Source organism: Segatella copri, assembly GCF_019249795.2.
Taxonomy (GTDB): domain Bacteria; phylum Bacteroidota; class Bacteroidia; order Bacteroidales; family Bacteroidaceae; genus Prevotella; species Prevotella copri_B.
In genome coordinates this window covers 1,381,791-1,400,857 of sequence record NZ_CP156891.1, presented here as the reverse complement: position 1 = coordinate 1,400,857, position 19,067 = coordinate 1,381,791, and the positions used below count along the sequence as shown (strand labels likewise).

The 19,067-nt window shown below is 44.4% G+C and carries 17 protein-coding genes and 2 pseudogenes; 9 read left to right on the top strand and 10 right to left on the bottom strand.

The window, feature by feature from the left end:
• Positions 1 to 2: 2 nt before the first annotated feature.
• From KUA48_RS06280 to KUA48_RS06240, 9 genes and pseudogenes are all read right to left on the bottom strand, one after another.
• The gene (locus KUA48_RS06280) at positions 3 to 203 is read right to left on the bottom strand and encodes a 4Fe-4S binding protein (protein WP_218433681.1); all 201 of its coding nucleotides are present in this window, start codon (positions 201 to 203) and stop codon (positions 3 to 5) included.
• 8 nt (positions 204 to 211) lie between these two features.
• A complete protein-coding gene (locus tag KUA48_RS06275) occupies positions 212 to 613 on the bottom strand; it encodes a C-GCAxxG-C-C family protein (protein ID WP_153080559.1) in 402 nt (133 codons plus the stop codon).
• Positions 614 to 791: 178 nt separating this feature from the next.
• Positions 792 to 1,951, bottom strand: a pseudogene (locus KUA48_RS06270) (dicarboxylate/amino acid:cation symporter).
• Between the two features lie 87 nt (positions 1,952 to 2,038).
• Entirely contained in the window at positions 2,039 to 3,259 is a 1,221-nt protein-coding gene (locus tag KUA48_RS06265; RefSeq protein ID WP_215651608.1) for an anaerobic sulfatase-maturation protein, read from the bottom strand.
• A 55-nt stretch (positions 3,260 to 3,314) separates the two neighbouring features.
• Entirely contained in the window at positions 3,315 to 4,838 is a 1,524-nt protein-coding gene (locus KUA48_RS06260; RefSeq protein WP_153088062.1) for an arylsulfatase, read from the bottom strand.
• A 25-nt stretch (positions 4,839 to 4,863) separates the two neighbouring features.
• Complete coding sequence (locus tag KUA48_RS06255; RefSeq protein ID WP_153073875.1) at positions 4,864 to 6,510, bottom strand: sulfatase; 1,647 nt, start codon at positions 6,508 to 6,510, stop codon at positions 4,864 to 4,866.
• A gap of 251 nt (positions 6,511 to 6,761) precedes the next feature.
• Positions 6,762 to 7,111 (bottom strand): annotated as a pseudogene (locus KUA48_RS06250) (hypothetical protein); the annotation flags it as partial.
• A gap of 110 nt (positions 7,112 to 7,221) precedes the next feature.
• On the bottom strand, positions 7,222 to 8,868 hold the full coding sequence (locus KUA48_RS06245; protein ID WP_256624514.1) for a RagB/SusD family nutrient uptake outer membrane protein: 1,647 nt from the start codon (positions 8,866 to 8,868) through the stop codon (positions 7,222 to 7,224).
• 17 nt (positions 8,869 to 8,885) lie between these two features.
• The gene (locus KUA48_RS06240) at positions 8,886 to 11,951 is read right to left on the bottom strand and encodes a TonB-dependent receptor (protein WP_238399665.1); all 3,066 of its coding nucleotides are present in this window, start codon (positions 11,949 to 11,951) and stop codon (positions 8,886 to 8,888) included.
• A 168-nt stretch (positions 11,952 to 12,119) separates the two neighbouring features.
• On the opposite strand from KUA48_RS06240, the gene KUA48_RS06235 reads away from it, so the two are divergent.
• Both KUA48_RS06235 and KUA48_RS06230 read left to right on the top strand, forming a co-directional pair.
• Complete coding sequence (locus KUA48_RS06235) at positions 12,120 to 12,650, top strand: hypothetical protein (RefSeq protein WP_369503330.1); 531 nt, start codon at positions 12,120 to 12,122, stop codon at positions 12,648 to 12,650.
• A 335-nt stretch (positions 12,651 to 12,985) separates the two neighbouring features.
• Positions 12,986 to 13,228 (top strand): hypothetical protein, encoded by a 243-nt coding sequence (locus KUA48_RS06230; RefSeq protein WP_153083912.1) that lies wholly within the window; start codon positions 12,986 to 12,988, stop codon positions 13,226 to 13,228.
• Between the two features lie 354 nt (positions 13,229 to 13,582).
• On the opposite strand, the gene KUA48_RS06225 is transcribed toward KUA48_RS06230, so the two are convergent.
• Positions 13,583 to 14,284 (bottom strand): S24 family peptidase, encoded by a 702-nt coding sequence (locus tag KUA48_RS06225; protein WP_218433497.1) that lies wholly within the window; start codon positions 14,282 to 14,284, stop codon positions 13,583 to 13,585.
• 139 nt (positions 14,285 to 14,423) lie between these two features.
• Here KUA48_RS06225 and KUA48_RS06220 point away from each other — a divergent pair, with 139 nt between their 5' ends.
• The 7 genes from KUA48_RS06220 to KUA48_RS06190 are packed head-to-tail and all read left to right on the top strand — an operon-like array spanning position 14,424 to position 19,065.
• Positions 14,424 to 14,864, top strand: coding sequence for a hypothetical protein (locus tag KUA48_RS06220; RefSeq protein ID WP_194253305.1), 441 nt, complete (start codon positions 14,424 to 14,426; stop codon positions 14,862 to 14,864).
• Positions 14,865 to 14,879: 15 nt separating this feature from the next.
• Positions 14,880 to 16,877 (top strand): hypothetical protein, encoded by a 1,998-nt coding sequence (locus KUA48_RS06215; RefSeq protein WP_218433495.1) that lies wholly within the window; start codon positions 14,880 to 14,882, stop codon positions 16,875 to 16,877.
• A gap of 44 nt (positions 16,878 to 16,921) precedes the next feature.
• The gene (locus KUA48_RS06210; protein ID WP_218433493.1) at positions 16,922 to 17,797 is read left to right on the top strand and encodes an ATP-binding protein; all 876 of its coding nucleotides are present in this window, start codon (positions 16,922 to 16,924) and stop codon (positions 17,795 to 17,797) included.
• Positions 17,798 to 17,799: 2 nt separating this feature from the next.
• Complete coding sequence (locus tag KUA48_RS06205; RefSeq protein ID WP_153096493.1) at positions 17,800 to 18,423, top strand: bifunctional adenosylcobinamide kinase/adenosylcobinamide-phosphate guanylyltransferase; 624 nt, start codon at positions 17,800 to 17,802, stop codon at positions 18,421 to 18,423.
• Positions 18,424 to 18,428: 5 nt separating this feature from the next.
• Entirely contained in the window at positions 18,429 to 18,653 is a 225-nt protein-coding gene (locus KUA48_RS06200; protein ID WP_153083916.1) for a hypothetical protein, read from the top strand.
• A gap of 3 nt (positions 18,654 to 18,656) precedes the next feature.
• The gene (locus KUA48_RS06195) at positions 18,657 to 18,833 is read left to right on the top strand and encodes a hypothetical protein (protein ID WP_153083917.1); all 177 of its coding nucleotides are present in this window, start codon (positions 18,657 to 18,659) and stop codon (positions 18,831 to 18,833) included.
• Positions 18,826 to 19,065 carry a hypothetical protein gene (locus tag KUA48_RS06190; protein ID WP_153096492.1) on the top strand — a complete coding sequence of 80 codons (240 nt, stop codon included), beginning with the start codon at positions 18,826 to 18,828 and terminating at the stop codon, positions 19,063 to 19,065. The genes KUA48_RS06195 and KUA48_RS06190 overlap by 8 nt, the downstream gene beginning before the upstream one ends.
• The last annotated feature ends 2 nt before the right edge of the window (positions 19,066 to 19,067 follow it).

Sequence of the window (19,067 nt, the reverse complement as noted above, 5' to 3'; positions counted from 1 at the left end):
AATTAAACGGGTTGTCTTAAAACTTTATGGATTACTCCTGCCGGACAGTTTTTCTCGCAGATGCCGCAGCCTATGCACTTCTCCTCATCTATCTGGGCATAGCATCCCTTGTAGATGCTGATGGCATCCTTAGGACATATTTTCACGCAAACACCACATGCCACGCAGCGGTTTTGCTCGTTAATTGTTTTATACTTAGCCATATTGTTACTTACTTCTGAATACCTTCCTTTTCCAGTATCTCTTCCAGAAATTCAGATGCATCAGCCACGCAGAGCGGACACTCGCGAAGCACCTTGCCTGTGCCCACACCTTTCAGCAGTTTGCATTGTGTGACACCATTGCGTTGCTTAAACTTATCCATTATCATTCTCATGCCCTTGATAGACTTCGCCTTGTCTTGTGTTGCGAGTCCAAGTACGATGCCAGCGCCAACGAGGGCTCCGCAGGTTCCCTCCATGTTACCCATACCTGCAGCAAAGGCATTGCCGGCGTTCTTGATGGTTTCCTCGTCCATACCGGTGAAGTCGTGGTAGGTGCAGAGCACAGCCTGTGTGCAATTATGTGAGCCACAACGTTTCTTTTCTGCTGCTATTTCTTTTCTTGTTTCCATTGTCATTTTTCTCTTTGTTTTTTTATTTTCTTATTTGTAATTTTGATTTCGGCTGCAAAGATAATACTTTTATTATAGATAAACGAAAGATTTTGGCTATAAGTTGATAGATGGTATCTATTGTGGCTTTTTGAAAAAAAAAGGTGTGTCATGGACTTATGACACACCTCTTTATTTTTTATTTATCCTTTCTGAATATCTTATCCACGACTATAGCAATGGCGCCATCGCCGGTTACATTGCAGGCGGTGCCGAAACTGTCCATCGCAATATAGAGGGCTATCATAAGTGCTTGCATATCAGCATTGAAACCTAAAACTGAGGCTAGCGGACCTAGCGCTGCCATGACGGCTCCTCCCGGAACTCCCGGAGCTGCTACCATGCAGATGGCAAGCACGAAGATGAAGTTGAGGAAGAGGGGGAGATTGCACGGCATACCATTGATGAGACAGATGGTGAGCGCACAACAGGTAATCTTCATCATTGATCCCGAGAGATGGATGGTGGCACAGAGCGGAATGGTGAATCCGGCAATGCCATCGGTGACGCCGTTTTTCAAGGTCTGCTTCAGAGTTACCGGAATGGTGGCTGCTGATGATGATGTGCCAAGTGCCGTGAAGTAGGCTGGCAACATGTTGAATAACAGCTTAAAAGGATTCTTGTGGGACAAGCCGCCAGCCAACAGATATTCGTAAAGTAAGATGACGATATGAAGTACGAGAATCACGAGGATAATCTGTGCGAAGACCAGCAGAATGTGGTAGGCTTCGCCGGAGAAAGTCATGCCCAGGAAGATGCCGAAGATATAAAGGGGCAGTAGGGGAATGATGACTTTGGCAATGATACCTGATACGATTTCCTTGAATTCCTGAAAAACGTTCTGCATGGTGCGGCTGCCTTTGTGGGCAATGCCCAGTCCGGCAATGAACGAGAAAACGAGGGCACTCATCACATCTACCATGGCAGGTATCTTGATTTCGAAGAAGGGTTTGAGTTCTTCCACTTTATCTACTGCCACATGGGCAGAATTGGCAATCATGTTAGGAAAGAGTGCCGAGCCTGTGCCATAGGCAAGAAGACCCGCCAGGATGGTGTTGGCAAAGGCGATGCCCACAGTGGCAAGGAGGAGTTTTCCGGCTCCGTGACCGATGTCGGCAATGGCTGGCGTAACGAGACCGATGATGATGAGCGGTATCATAAAGCCCAGAAACTGGCTGAAGATGCCGTTGAAGGTGAGAAACGCTCTGACGGCAGCTTCATTGAAGAAATTGCCGAAGATTACACCAACAGGATGGCAATGATGATTCTTGCCAAGAGTGGCATTTTGATTCTTTTCATATTCGTAAAATTGCTTTTTGCCTGCAAAGGTACGATATTTCTAACTTTTTTCCAAGTATTTTGCTGTTTTTTTAGAATCTGTCATGCTTACTGTACAACTTTCATGATGTTCGAAGGTGGGCACTGCGCCATGAGTTCCTGCTTCATGTAATCCATGTAGGGCGCTACATGCTGATAATAATGGTAATAACCCGGACAGAGATAGTTGAGACCGGAATCGCCATACTTATCTTTCATGAAGCGGTTCTTTGGGCATTCTCCATGACAGGCAAACTCCATGTCACACTCCTTGCACTGGCGGGGAAGAGAACTGTGTTTCAGACGGCTGAACTCCTGTTGCTGCTCACCATAAAGCATGTCGATGAGCGAATGGTCACGGATATTGCCCAACTTATACTCCGGAAAAACAAAGTGGTCGCAGGAATAAACATCGCCATTGTGCTCCATCACTCCCGCATGACCGCATTCCTTGGAATAAGCACAGATGCCGGGAGAAACACCCATCCAGTTTGCCAGTGTGCAGTCGAAAATCTCAACGAAGATTTTGCCCACATCCTTCCGTACCCACTCATCGAAAATCGCACAGAGAAAGTTGCCCCACTGCTCCGGCGCAACCGATGCCTCGCTCAGAGAAATCTCATCCTTGTCGGCAAGACTTGCCAGGGTACGGCCATCCTCATGTCGGGTCAGTCGCTCAACGATAGGTGTGAACTGCAGAAACTGACAGCCGTTTTCCTTGAAGAAGCGGTAGAACTCCAGCGGATGATTGGCATTATAGGCATTCACCACCGCCATCGCATTCCATTCTACCCCGTGTTTCTTCAGCAGTTTGATGCCTTGCATCACCTTCTTCCACGATGGTTTTCCCGCAGCCGTCAGCCGGTAATGGTCATGATCAGGCTGCGGACCATCGATAGAGATGCCTACCAGCCAATGGTTCTGGGCGAAAAACTCGCACCATTCATCGGTCAGCAACGTGCCGTTGGTCTGAATTACGTTGTCGATGCGCCTGCCTCCAGCATACTTTTGCTGTAGGGATAAAGCCTTGCGGTAGAAGTCGATGGAGCGCAGCAGAGGCTCGCCACCATGCCAGGTGAAGAGCACCTGGTTCATGGTTTGCGCCTCAATATATTCTCGGGTAAACTGTTCCAGCATCTCATCGCTCATCAGATGTCGCTGAGCAGTGGGATAGAGCTTGTTCTTCTCCAGATAATAACAGTATTTGCATGCCAGGTTGCAATGGGCACCCGCAGGCTTCAGCATTACATACAGTGGCTTGGCAAAGGGATTTGCTATGTTGTCGTTCATCATTTTTTCTTGAATCTAGTTGTAATCTCTATCTCTCTGTAACCGGGAGAGAAAATCAGAACTTTGGCAGCGTAATTTCGAAATCCTTGCTGTCTCGATGCTCCTTTCTGATGGCAGCCAGGAGTTCGGCAAGAATCTCCGGATGTTCTGCCGCCACATTATGGTCTTCGTGGATATCGGAAGCCAGATTATAGAGCCGCGGTTCGCCTTTTACTACCACCAGTTTCCAGTCGCCCTTTCTCACGCCAATCTGGTCGGTTTCGTGAAATTCCCAGTACAGGTAATCGTGATGTTTCTGCTCTGCATCCTTGCCCAGAAGGGTAGGAGCGATAGAGATTCCGTCGAAACCATCACCAGCCAACTTTCTGTTGGTATAACGCTTGGCAAAGTTTCTGATGCCAGCCAAATCGCAGAAAGTAGGCAGCAGATCGTAAAAGGCAAACTGGGTATCGTTCACCGCTCCTGCCTTGATATGCTCAGGCCACCAGGCGATAAATGGTATGCGGATGCCGCCTTCGTAGCACTGGCGCTTCAGACCTTTTAACTTACCGTCGCGACCGAAGAACTCTGGATCAGCACCACCTTCTTCATGCGGCCCGTTATCTGAAGTAAAGATGACAACGGTATTCCTGTCGAGTCCCTTCTCCTTCAGCTTGGCGAAGATTTCGCCTACATACTGGTCCAGTCGGGTAATCATTCCGGCAAACTGTGCATGGGTATGAACCGCAGCGTTGTATCTCGAATCTTCCCATCCGCCCCAGGTTTTATCGGTAAAGAACTGTTTCTGGTAATTCTCTAGAATAGAGTCTTCCGGCTGGGTCAGTTCGGCATGCGGCAGGGTATAGGTAAGGAATCCTACGAAAGGATGTTCCTTATCCTGTCTGTCAATCCATTCCAGTGCCTTGTCGTGGATGATGCGGGCAGAATACTGTTTGCGCTTGAAATAATCCTTGCCGAACATCGGATGCTGGATGTTCTGTTCCATTACCTCTCTTACCACTGCTGTATCTCCCATTACACGACTGTAGCGATTCAGGAAGTTAGGATAATAGAGATGAGCCTGAAACTGGCAGATATAGCCATAGAATTCGTCCACGCCACGCTTGTCGGGAGTAGAAGCCGAACCTTCATATCCGCCAGCCCATTTCCCGAATACGCCGGTTCTATATCCTTCGTCCTTCATGATTTCGGGCAGAATCTTATGCTGCGGGTCGTAAGGTTCCTGTCCTACGACAGAATACTCCTCGTTGTTGCCATATTTTACCATTGGCACACCTCTCCAGTATTCCTTGTTTCCACGCACATGTGTATGTCCCGTATGCTGACCAGTCATGAGGGTAGCTCTCGACGGAGCCGAGACGGGAGAACCGGCATAAGCCTGGGTGAATCTCATTCCCTCCTGTGCCATCCGGTCTATATTAGGCGTGTGGATATAAGGTTGGCCGTAGCAAGCCAGATCGCCATATCCCATGTCGTCACACAGTATGAAGAGAATGTTGGGTGGGGTGTTTTGTTTTGCACAGAGCAGGGTAGGAAGGCACGCCAAACCTACCCCTGTAAACCATATTGTCTTGTTCATATCAATGTTATTTTGTTCGGTTCTTTTACTCATCTACCTTCAGATTCCTGCGATAGGTAGCGAGGAGCTTCTTCATTTCCTTTTCTACCTTCTGCATGCCAGGCTTGCCGTAGAGGTTGTGCAGCTCGTTCGGATCAACCTGGATATCATACAACTCGTAGTAGTCAATATCGGCATCATCGGTGATGTAGTTGATGGATTTGAGATATTCGAAACACCAGTTTTCTGAAGTTCCCGGTTGGCACTGATACTTGTTTTCTGGAACGGCTCTTTCACCACCCTTGCCGTAGAAATGAATCAGTTTGTAGCGCTCGGTTCTCACACCATCGTGCTTGCGTACCAGATGATAATTAGGGTAGTCATAATAATGGTAATACAGACTCTTACGCCATTTTCTTACAGGCTGTCCGGCAAACAATGGTTGGAGCGAAGTGCCCGGCATATAGGCAGGCTTCTTCAAGCCCGCCAGGTCGAGGAAGGTAGGAGCAAAGTCGATGTTCTGTACCATCTGGTTGCACTCGCTCTTAGGCTGGATATGCTTAGGATAGCTGATGATGAGCGGTGTATGGAATGATTCCTCATACATGAAACGCTTGTCAAACCAGCCGTGTTCGCCCATGTAGAATCCCTGGTCGGAGGTGTATACGATGATGGTATTATCCGTGAGATGATGCTCATCGAGATAAGTCAGGAGTCGGCCTACACTCTCATCCACCGAAGCAATCACTGCCATATAGTCGCGGATATAGTTCTGGTATTTCCATTCTACCAGTTCCTTACCCGTGAGATTCTTGCTCAGGAATTCTCTGTTTCTCGGCATGTAATAGGCATCAATAGCCTCGCGCTGCTGCGGTGTCATGCGGTTCATCTCTCCCATGAGTCCAGCATACGAGTCTCTGCCTTCCGGTGTAGAAGGGTCGTACATTTCGGGCACTTTCAGGTCGCGTACCATTTCCATATATTCATCGATAGTCATCTTCTGGGTGGATGCAGCCGAGCCTCGGGTCGCATAGTCGTCCCAGAAGGTTTCAGGTAGCGGGAAGTTTACTTTGCCGTATTTCCCAACATACTTGGTGCTAGGCATCCACAGACGGTGGGGTGCCTTATGATGAACCAGCAGACAGAATGGCTTGTTTCTGTCTCTTTGGTCGAGGTATTCGATGGCATGGTCTGTGATGAGGTCGGTGGCATATCCCATTTCCTGCTTGTATTCTCCGTAATGGTCTGTTGATGCGAAGGTCGGGTTGTAATATTGTCCCTGATCGTTGAGGATGTGATAGAAATCGAAACCTTTAGGGCGGCATGACATGTGCCATTTTCCCACTACTGCCGTCTCATAGCCTGCCTTCTGCAGCATTTCAGAGAAGAAGGTTTTGGTGGAATCGATGCCCTCTGCCAGCATGCGCTGTCCGTTCTGATGACTGTAGAGACCGGTCATCAGACAGGCACGGCTTGGTGTAGAAAGCGAGTTTTCAACGAAAGCCTCGTTGAATTTCATTCCCCTTTCTGCAAGTCGGTCAATATTTGGGGTAGGCGCCAGTTGGGAGATGGCACTGCCGTAGGCGCTGATAGCCTGTATGGCGTGGTCATCGCACATGATATACAGGATGTTTGGTTTTTCGCCTGTATTCTGGGCGAAGAGAGATAGCGGCAAGGCTTGAAGGGCAGCCATCGCCAGCAAAGATCGGTTGAAAGGTTGATAATTATTAGCCATAATGTTTTGTATTAAGTTATATCTTGCAAAGGTACGCTGAATATTCGTAATTACCAAAAATTTCGGGATATTTCTTAAGAATATTTCTCTTATTCTTCATAAAGCAACAGTGCCCTTCCTGTTTCACAATAGAAAGGGCACACAACCTAGTCTATTCTCGTACATGATGTGTTGATATAACATAGAATAGTTGATTTTTTATGATAAAACTATAAGTTGTCTTTTTCTATTTCCTTGAAGTACTTGTATGTGCTGACCTTCAACTCGTCAGTAGCCATTTCGTCGCAGACGATGATGCCATGCTGGTGAAGCTGCAGAGCACTGATGGTTCATGCCTGGGTAACAGGTCCCTCAATGGCAGCCTGGAGCGCACGTGACTTGTTATGACCATTGCAGAGAATCATTACCTCTCTGGCAAGCCTACATATTCGTCCATGTTGAAGGTGAGGACGTGCTTGAAAGAGATTTCGCCAGCCTTCACAGCCTTTACGATTTCTGCATACATGCCCATAGGTGAAGAACCGGTAGGCAAACCTAATACAAATGGCTCTTCTGAACTTGAAAACCCAGAAAAGAGGGGTACCTTGTTTTGGTACCCCCTTCTAGAATTTGATAACGTTTATTAAAATGTGAAATCAAAAATGAAATTAACCGAATCGTGTTATAAAATCATTCTCCTCCCCATTCTTTGTGTTGCTTTAAGTTGAGATCGGTATCAATCTCATTTTGTGGGATTGGCCACACATCATCTTGAGACCCTCTGTAAGAACGGGAATAATCTCCCATACCGTATGTTTCATATTCTTTATTCATACGTTCGATAGCATCCTTCCATTCGCCCCAGCGGTAGAGATCTGCAAAGCGAAGATCCTCAAAAGCAAGCTCGACGCGACGTTCGTGACGAACAATCTGTCGAAGTTGTTCTGTTGACAAACCATTACCCTCAACAGCCTCAACCTTTGGCATATGAACACGTTCACGTACTTCATTGATATACTTGGTAATCTGCTCTTGGCTATATCCACCTTTCTCAATCATAGCTTCAGAAAGAGAAAGGAGAACTTCTGCATAGCGGATTACATAGTAATCAAGACTACCATCATACTCATTTGCCATATTCTCAGGTACGAACCATTTCATAATGGCAACTTGAGAAACAGAAGGAATTTTCTTGCCACCTTCTTTAGGATAATTATATACATCGTTGAGCCACTTCATACCAGGAACAAAGAGAGTTCCCTTCAACCTAGGATCACGATTCTCATAACGTGCAAAATCAGGATTTTCCTTATCGTATGCTGCTTTGCCAGTCTTACCCTTGAACAAAGGTGAATTATCTATAGGCAGACCATCAATGCAATAATAATCATCACAGAGATTTCGAGTAGCCTCAACTGCATTCATCGGACCACCCCAGCTGATACTGAAGGTCTGACCCTCGTTCTTTCCAGGTCCTGCATAATGAATACCCAAGATTACTTCATCGCATTCCTCATTCTTTTCTGTGAAGAGCTCAGAGAAATTCTTATATCCATCAGAACCATCACCAGAGGTGAACAAGCTGTATTTACCTATTACATGGTTGTATGCCTCAATAGCTTCATCGTAGTGCTTGGTAAAGAGAGCTAAACGCCCCATGATAGCGTATGCTGCTTCTTGTGTAAGTCGACCTTTACCTGCTTTTCCCTTAACAGGGATATTAGGAATATTTTTCTTGAGGTCTGCTAAAACTTTGGTGGCAATTTCTTCTTTTGTATTTCGGGCAGGTTGGCATTCAGCCAATGTCAATGGCTTTTCGAGATAAGGTACATCGCGGAATACTGAAACCAAGTTACAATATCCGAGAGCACGCAAAGCTATAGCTTCACCCTTAAAAGCAGCCTTCTTGTCGTCGCTCATACTGATTTCATCAACATTCTCGAGCAATGCGTTGCAGCGCTTGATAAGCTCATAGTTCGCATTCCAATACTTAGAGAAACACTGATCGTTAGCTGTTGATGTTCCCTGTGCAATAGAGGAACCGAGCATCCCGTTACCCCAAGAGTGTCCACCATTATCTGTACAAGTTTCACGGGTGAGAAAACCAAATTTCCAACCATCAATATAATCGTTGTTCAAATCGCCATTTTGCATAGCGTCATAACAACCCGTAAGCGCCATCAAGGCATCTGACTCAGTTTTCCAGAAGGTTGAACTAGAAATCTCATTAGGGTTTTTTACATCAAAGAAGTCGTCAGAGCAAGATGTTGCTGTAAGCACCATCATACCGCAAAATGACGCAACTTTTATAGAGTTGAATATTCTATTCTGTTTCATTGTAAAGTCCTCCTATTTTAGAAATTAATATTAACACCGAATGATACGCTCTTCATGTTAGGGTGGATTTCGTTACGTGAATCTCCACTGGTCTTTTCTGGATCGTAGTTATCTAAAGAAGTGAGTGTGAGCAGATTGGTTGCTGCGAAGTAGACACGAACCTTGGATACACCCCATTTTGCAAGCTGGTCGAATGTATACCCTACCTCTAAGTTCTTTAAGCGCAAGTAATCTGCTTTTGACAACCAGAATGAAGAGAGTGTATCATTGAAGCTATAACCCAAGCGTGGCATAGAACCATTTGGATTACTTTCAGACCAACGGTCTAACCAGCGATCTGTGCGGTTACCATGCCAGTCACTAGTGGATTCCCAGTTATAGCGGTAAATTCCAGTAACTCCCTGCCAAAGTGTTGAGAGGTCAAAGTTCTTCCAAGATCCTCCGATATTAAAACCGAATGAATACTTAGGGAATGGATTACCGATAATCACACGGTCGTCTGGTGTAATATTTCCATCGTCGTTAGTATCTTGATACATGATGTCACCCAATTTTGGCTCAATACCATTTTGTTTAATCTTCTCACCCTTTGAATTAGTTCGGTTGAGATCAGCCTCTGTACGATAGATGCCGATAGCCTTATAAGCGTAATAAGAACCAATAGCATCACCTACTCTATTGATGGTTGCACCACTGATACGCTCATCTAAACCGCCCATATAGAGAATTTCATTCTTTACATGGGTTACATTGAAACCTGCATACCAGCCAAAGTCACCGCGGTGGTCTTGATAGTTAGCACTCCATTCCCAACCACGGTTACGAACTTTACCAACATTCTGATAAGGAGCACTCAATAATCCGATGAACATACCTGGCATAGAAAGCTGCATCAATATATCTGAAGCCTTGCGATCGAACCAATCGAATGAGGTGGTTACCTTATTGTTGAAGAATCCGAGATCAATACCAATATTCACGCTGCGTGTAGTCTCCCACTTGATATTTTCGTTTGGAACTGAATTCTGTATAAGACCAGCCTGAGGAGTTCCACTCTGATCAAAATAGTAGTTGCCGCTTGCTGCATAGGTTGCAGTGTAAGGATAATTTTCGATTTCCTGATTACCTAACTTTCCCCAAGAAAAACGGAGCTTACCGAAGAGCCACTTGCTCTGTTCTTCCATAAATTTCTCACTGGTGAAGACCCAACCTAATGATACAGAAGGAAATGTTGCATAGCGGTGTGATTTTGGCATGCGTGAAGATCCATCATGTCGAACATTGAATTCGAAGAGATATTTGTTGTCATAATCGTACTGTATACGTCCAAAGAATGACTGTAAGCGATAAGCACCGGCATTACCTCCTGTATTAGGATTCTTGGTTCCACCATCTAACTCATAGATGTTGTTGGTAGGGAAACCTTGCTTAGATGCAGTTAAACCTTCTTCATCGTAGCCAATAATAGAATGACCTGCCAATGCATTGATTGTATGAAGACCAAAACGCTTGTTATAGGTAAGAAGGTTTTCATTAGTCCACATGGTTTCACGATATCTGTAATCAGTTAATTGATTGTTTACAGACCCTACTTTCAGAATGTTTCCTTCTGCGTCATAGCGTGCATCTATATCGCTAGGTGAGTAGCTTTTGGTCGCTTTGTTATAGAATGTATATGCGTAACTAGTCTGGAATTTTAAACCATCATAGATGTCAATACCAATGGTTGCCTTTCCGTTAAAGCGCCATGCATTATTCTTGTTATATCCAAGATTGATAGCCTCTAATGGATTTTTAAACGCTTCTGCATCTTTATTAGAACCATCTACATAACCATAATGGCCATTGGTATAGCGTGAAGGTACAGTTGGGCGTGCAAACCATGAAATCATTCGCATTACACCTCCTTCACCAGCAACATTCTTTCCTGGGGCTGTTACATCATTAAAATTTCCTGCTATATTTAACCCAAAACTAAATCTTTTGTATTTAGAGTTGACGTTGGAACGGAAGCCTAGTTTACGTACTCCAGTTTCCTTCATTATACCCTTTTGGTCAGAATAGTTAATAGATGTCATAAATTGTACATTTTCAGAACCACCTGATACCGATAAACTATGCTGCTGCATGTGACCTGTCTGCATGATTTCATCCATCCAATCTGTGTTAGCATAGTGGTCTGGATCAGAGCCGTTTTTTAACTTTTCAAGCGCAGCTTGGTCGTAAGAACCAGGATTAGTTTCATTACGCATGATGGCCCAATCGTAACTGTTGAGAAACTTTGGTAAAACAGTTGCGCTCTGGATAGAATAACTTCCTCCATAGTTTACTTTTACAGATCCGGCTGAACCTTTCTTTGTTGTAATGAGGATTACGCCATTTGCTGCACGTACACCATATATAGCGGCAGATGCGGCATCTTTCAGAATAGAAATATTCTCAATATCTGCAGGTGAAATATCGCTGAGTTGACTTAATGTTCCTTCTACGCCATCAATGAGAACCATAGGATTACTGTTACCAAATGTTCCTACGCCACGTACTCTAATTTCCGGATTATCATTACCAGCTTGGGCACCATTCATTGTAATGTTGACACCTGTCATTCTTCCTTGTAATAGGGTAGCGGTGTTTGCTACTGGCACACCTTCGATGTCTTTAGATGTGATTGCCGATACAGAACCTGTAAGGTTTGCTTTCTTCTGAACTCCATAACCTACAACTACAGTTTCCTGAAGCATGTTGCTGTCTTCTAACAGTGTAGCACGGATAGAACCGCCATTCCATATTATAGTCTTTGTCTTGTAGCCGATGGAAGAAATTGTAATTTTAACTCCCATTTTGACGTCTTTTAGGGTAAAATTACCATCAAGGTCAGTTACAGTACCACCGTTGCTCCCTTCGATTCGGATTGTAGCACCGATGATAGGTTCTCCATTAGAGTCTTTAACATTACCACTGCAGGAACTCTGTTGTTGCATAGCAGTTTTTGAATAGGTCTGAGCTGCTGATGCAGGGGCGGCATAAAATGGTGATGTGATACCAAGTAGAGCCGCAATGTACAAATATGCTCTTTTGTTCATAGGATTATTATATATTGTTAGTTAAAACTATACTGCGTTAAATTAACATTTAATCGTCTGTAAATCAATAACTTATATTAAGAAATGCTTATGAAAACTTAACTATAAAAAGTTGGTAAAGTCGCTGATTTTCAGTAACTTTGCAAATCACGACAAACGCAAAATTATATGAATACAGGACTTGACCAATATATGGATATCTTTAAAGATGCAGTTGAAGATTCGGCTGCAAAGTTAACAAAAAGTTTCGAGAAAATACTCATCGAGGTGATAATTTTGTTCATGGTAATACCAAGAAAGATAAATTTCACCCAAATGGGGAGGTATGGCTCGCATGTTGAGCAAACCTATCGCAACGCATTCGGCTTAAAAAAGTCGAAAAGCGTTGACTGGCTCAAACTTAATGTCTCACTTGCCAAGCGCTTCTTTGGTAAACAGGGAAGATGGGCTATTGCCATTGATCCCAGCTACATCAGCAAAGCTGGCAAGAAGACTCCACATATCGGTCGTTTTTGGTCGGGATGTGCACAGTCTGTTAAACATGGTCTCGAAATCATGGGTATTGGCCTCATTGATATTGATGCCAAAGACTGCATGATGTTAAAAGCACACCAGTCGCTAAGTAATAAAGAACTGAGTCTTAGAAACAAGACTATGGTAGATTTCTATATCGGCGTCATTAAGCGTTATCGCAAGTAAAGGGCACAGAACGAAGCGTATATAAAGCCTTATGCCCCAAAATCGAGTGAAGTCTTTGAAATATAGTTAGTTACGATAATCTTGCATGAATAGCGACACAAAACGAAACGTTTACATGGGTTTAATTTTGGTTTAATTCTGTGGTCTCCTGACTTGCGTTTGAGGGCGGTGGACTTGAATGAGGTTTACAAATGGCTTACATGAGGATGATGGGGCGTGTGCATGGGTGGCAATCGCTACCCTTTATTTTTGCCCTTTTATGATTATTTAAAATGCAAAATTATTCCATATAATAATTATTTGGTATATTTGCACCGAAATTTAAATGAATTGATATGGCAAAGGTTATACACGTCCATCTTATTGTGGGCAAACATAATGGCTTGAAAGACTTCTACTTTTCAAGCATATCGGCGGTTTATACCGTGCTGACCTCAGAAGAGGTCGGATGTACCAAGAGTTACTTGCTTCATGCTGGGCTGTCTGGGAATGGGTCTATAATCACGAAACGAGCTATTATAAAGCAATCTACGCTTATTTCTGGTGGTCGGCAAGGGTCTATGAAAGGAAGTGGTTAAAACGCCGTTAGAACGGCTTATTTACGGTATTCAAACCGAATATGAATGAGGGGGCTTTACGGCTCCCTTTTTTCGTGTTGAAAAGTGGCGATTTTGGGGTAAGGGTTACACTAAGGGTTACAGTTAAGGGTTACACTTTCGAGAATTAAGGGTTACAAAAGTGGGGTCGTTGGCATACAAAAAGCTGAATGAAGAAACTAACCACTTTTTGCGGTTAATTGTGAAGAAACTACCCCTTTGTGAGCAACGTTTTTTGAAGTTTACACCTTATTATATATAATATATAGGGCTTTTGAGGCGATAAAGAGGGGGTGACACCCCACTTGGAGTACCAAAGGGGGTGTCACTATGAGGTTAAAAGAACTTGCTGATGCTACCAATGACCTCAAAGATGTTCAATATCCTTGATTTGGGGTATTCTTGTTCATCGAAATCTTGCAAGTTGATTGGGATGAAACGGAGCTTGTCAGGATCACCAGACTTGCGCAATATCTTGATGGTTCGTATCGTGTCAAGCACAACAGCGTATATTTCGCCATACTGGACATCATCCAGCGTACATTGGCGAAGGGCAATGATGTCGCCATGGTTGATTTTTGGCTCCATTGAATGACCTGTAACATTGCACCACAAATCGGCCTTTTCAAAACCACGGATGACAATGTTGGTAGCAGGAACACTTACCTGCGAGTTGAATATCTCAGTGAAGCCTCCAATGAAATCAACATCATAGTATGGCTTACCAACATTTGGATCATCAGCGAGCTTTGGAGTGCAATATGTTAAAGAATCATTATATGGCGATTTTTCTTGTTTATTTTCTTGCATAGTGCGCAACATATCACCATTGCCAGTTATCAGCCACTCTACATTTACATCTGGAGCATAAGCGAGAAATCTTGCAATATTATCTTCACTAATACCATTGTTTTGTTGCAATATACCACGTGTTACACCCGATTTTTTGTAAAATTCATAGGGTGTAACGTCCTTTTTGGATAAGTAAAGCAAGATATTTTGCTTTATGAGCGATTTTTCTTGTTTATTTTCTTGCATAATCGAGATATTTTGTTTATCTTTGCACCGTGTTACTAAAGGAACACCGCGCCAAAGATACAAAAAAGGCGTGAGAAAGACGAATTTTGCATCTTAAAAAGATAAAACAAGATTTGTATAACGATTAAAAATGGAAGCAATGAAAAAGTACATTGACGTAACAAGAGAAGTTCGCCAGGACATCATGGCAGCGTTCAACGTTACAGGGAAAATGGTTTATTATGCCCTGAACTTTGACGCAAAGCGTGGCGAAAGTGACAAGGCAAAGCGCATCCGTGTATATGCCAAGCAGAAAGGTGGCATTGTGATGATAGTTGCCCCAGAGGTTGAGACCATCCATGATGCAGATGGCTATATGCGCCAATACTTCCCCAATGGTGCAATGATTGAGTGCAACAAAGCCAATGGCAATGTGGATGTGTTCTACAAGGGCAAGATGATGAAGCAATACCAGGATGTGAAAATCAAGCAACTGGAAGAAATCCAAAGCATCTTTGCTGCATGGACACAGAGGGATGCCGACATCTTGACTACCCCAGAGCTTTACAAAAAGTACGCAAGACCTGTTTGTGCCGAATAATCAAGGAGGTGAGAAATGGAGTATTACGGTAACACACTTTGCATTTCAGCACGTGAGCTTGTTGACGGTGGCATAATGACTGCCTCGAACTACAAGCAGCTATCTGCCAGGAAGCGCATCAATGTGGTGCGTAGCGGTAAGGGGCAAGGACGTTATGCTCTGGTTGCCGTTGATAGCATTCCTACCATCTACCGCAAAATGGTGGATGAACTTTATCCTGGTGGTGACACTGTGAGACTGGAAGGTTGGATAACGTCCAACTATGAGACCGACCAAGCAGCCGTTGCGTTCTTTAACGACCGTGCCAAGACTGGGCTTGACCTCACACAAGAGAAAGTGAAGGAATATGTGGTTAATGCCTCTGTTCTGAACACTTGCATCAAGCTCTACAACCGTGCAAGCGCATCAAAGAAGCTGATGGGAGAAAAATACGACTGGGAAAAGATGGCAACCACCATCAAAACACTCAAAGAGAAATTTGGCCATACGCTACCAGCTTCAACCATGCGATTCAGAAAGAAAGTAGCCGAATACAAGAAGTTTGGCTATGCCTGTCTGATAAGTGGCAAGTTCGGAAACCAAAGCGCACGCAAGGTTGATCACAAGACGGAACGCTTGATTTTGGGCTTGGCAGTACTTCCTAACAAGCCATTCAACACAAGTGTCTTGGAACTATACAATTCGTTTGTTTGTGGTGAAATAGAGGTCTATGATCCTGAAACTGGAGAACTATTCAACCCCGATGATTTCACAGACAAGAGCGGTGAACCAAAGGTTTTGAGTGAATCGACAATCACCAACTACTTGAACCGACCGAAAAACAAGGTGCTAATTGAACATGAGCTTATGAGTTACACCACCTTCATGCACGAACAGATGCCGCACATGCACCGCCATGCAGGTGAGTTCTCTTTGAGCCAAATCACAATGGATGACGTGGACTTGACACGAAAGTTGAAAGACACCAAACAAAGGGTTCACGCTTACTATGCTTATGATGTGGTCAGCCAATGTGTGATTGGCGCATCTTACGCAAGGAAAAAGGATGAAATCCTGGTGCTTGACTGCTTTAGGGATATGTTCCGACTGATAGAACGCAATGGTTGGGGTATGCCAGCAGGTATTGAGGTTGAGAATCACTTGATGTCGCAATACAAGGACGGATTTCTGCAAGCAGGTGTCGCATTCCCATTCGTTCATTTCTGTGCGCCTCAGAACTCGCAAGAGAAATATGCAGAGAACTTGAACGGTGCGAAGAAACGCAGCATCATCCACAAGAACCATGAAGGCATTGGCCGTTTCTACGGAAAGGGCAAGTGGCGCACGGAAAGTAAGAAAATCAGTGACGAGACAAACGAGCTGTATGAGGACAAAGAATATTTCAGCTATGACCAACTGATTGCCGATGATCGTCAAGACAGCTACGAGTGGAATCACAGCTTGCATCCGAATCAAAAGAAGTACCCAGGCATGAGCAGATGGGACGTTCTTGTTGCCAACATCAATCCGACCCTTCAACCGCTTGACAAACTTACGCTTGCAAGATACATTGGTGAGCGAGTGGAAACAAGCATCAGAAGGAACTCCACCGTAAGAGTGGCATACGAAGATTGGTGGTTGAGCAAGACCGAAAAGCTGGAACGACTGGAACCAAACAACAACAAGGTGACGGCATACTACATTCCAGATGCTGATGGCAAGCCACAAGAGGTGTTCATCTTTCAAGGTGACAGGTTCATTGACCAAGTGGAACGAGTAGAAACCTACAACCGTGTGATGGCAGAACAGACAGATGAAGACAAAGAGAAATATCAAGTGCAACAGAAGAAAGTTGCCTCATTCACGAAATACGTCAAGGACAATGCCATTGGCAAGGTTGGAGTGATGAAGTCGGATGTTCCAAAGGAAGAGGCAGAGGAAACCTTTGTACTTCCACCGCCAAGGATAGAAGAACCCGATGAAGCATATATGCCAGACATGAGCATTGAGGAAAGGGCTTTGGCAGACATTTAGACACCGTTCAAACATCATTATAATAAAGATTAAAGATTAAGAAAATGACAATAGCAGAAGCAACAAAGAAAAAGATTTTGGCAGCGATAGCAGCCAACAGATCAAATTATCCAAGTGACGCAAAGCACGCAACCGCCCTTGGACTTTCAACATCCATCTATAGTATGTTGAAGAATGGCCAGACAGAAAAGGCATTGAGTGATGCCAACTGGTTGAGCATTGCAAGAAAGCTGAATGTGGCCTTGCGCAACGAAATAGAGTGGAACGCAGCCCCAACAGAGACCTTCAAGTATATCACCAAGCAAATAGAGTTCTGTCAAGGCTCAGGGCAAAGCAGCATCCTTTGCGACATACCCAACATTGGAAAGACCTTCACGGCGCGCTATTATGTGCAAGGTCACAAGAATGCAGTTTATATCGACTGTTCACAAGTAAAGACCAAGTTGAAGTTGGTTCGCAAGATAGCATCAGAGTTTGGCGTGGACAGCAAGGGACATTATGCCGATGTGTATGAGGATTTGGTTTATTACCTTCGTTCCATCGAACACCCTCTTATCATCCTTGATGAAGCTGGAGACTTGCAGTATGAGGCTTTCTTGGAACTCAAAGCTCTCTGGAATGCAACCGAACGTTGTTGCGCCTGGTACATGATGGGAGCGGATGGACTGAAAGAGAAGATAAATCGCTCCATCGAGTGCAAGAAGGTTGGTTACACCGAAATGTTGAGCCGTTACGGTGGTAGATATTCCAAGGTTACACCAGATGATGGCAAGGAACGTGATAAGTTCTTGCGCCATCAGGCAGAAGTGGTGGCAATGGCTAACGCTCCAAAGGATGCCGACATTGCAACCATCGTGAGAAAAACAAATGGTGGCTTGCGCCGTGTATATACAGAGATAGAGAAACTGAAACTTGCATAACCATGGCAAAGCGAGCATACAGCCCCAGGGATATTGCAGCAAAGACATACGTCACCATTCCCTGGGGTGAGAAATGGAGCAAGGTGTTTGGCTATCCAAGCATAACAGAGACATGGTTTGTGTCAGGATCGAGCGCAAGCGGAAAGAGCAGCTTTGTGATGCAGCTTGCCAAAGAACTTTGCTCGTATGGTGGCGTTCTTTACCTGAGTTATGAGGAAGGTGTGAGCAAGAGCTTTCAAGACCGCATCAACCGCTACAAGATGAATGAGGTGCAAGGCAAGTTCCGTGTGGCAACAGACGACACCCTTGACGATCTGAGGGCAAGGCTTAAAAAACGCAAGAGTGCCAAGTTTGTCATCATTGACAGCTTCCAATATTCAAATTGGAGCTATGAGCAAGCCAAGACGCTTGCAGATGACTTCCCTCGAAAGTGCTTCATATTCATCAGCCAGGAATACAAGGGGCAACCGCTTGGCAAACCAGCAGCCCGATTGAAGTACATGGCAGGTATGAAGGTGAGAGTGCAAGGATATAAAGCATATTGCCAAGGTCGTGCCATTGGTGAGGCTGGTGAGGCATTCACCGTATGGGAGGATGGAGTAATACAAACAAGCAACGAAGCATAAGGCGTATGGACAAATACAAGGATGGTGACACCATTTTCATCTTGATGACGGCAGAGCAATGCAAGTCGGTTATGAGAGAATGGCTTGAACGTGATTACGAGTGCGACTTGAATGTAATGCGCTCACAGAAGAACAAAGGCAAGTTTGTACTGAAAACAAAAAGTCTGATGTGGGCAAACAGAATCATCCAGTGGCATGGATATGAAAAAGTAACTTATCAAATAATATAGCTTATGGAAGAAGTGATTGAAAGCCTGGTGGCAATCATCAAGGACAAGACAAAGGATTTTACCTACCTGGATCAAGAACAGATGTTCCGAGACTTGTCTGGCAGATTAAACGATATGTCGCTTGATGCCATGAAATGTGAGTATCTTGGTGAGAGAAAGGAGGTGGCAGACAATGAGTAAAGAACGAAGGGTGTTAGAACTGGTTCCACCATCATGCCAAATTACCCATGAGACAGTGATATGCCATGGGCATGAATGTGGATATTGCCACGGCAATGGCTACTTCTGGGGACGTGACGCCAATTGGGAAAGCGTGAAAGTTCCTTGCCCTATATGCCAAGGCAAGAAAGAAATGAAAGCCATCATTGAAATAACATGGCTACCAGACAATGAAAAGACAACTAAAAAATAAAC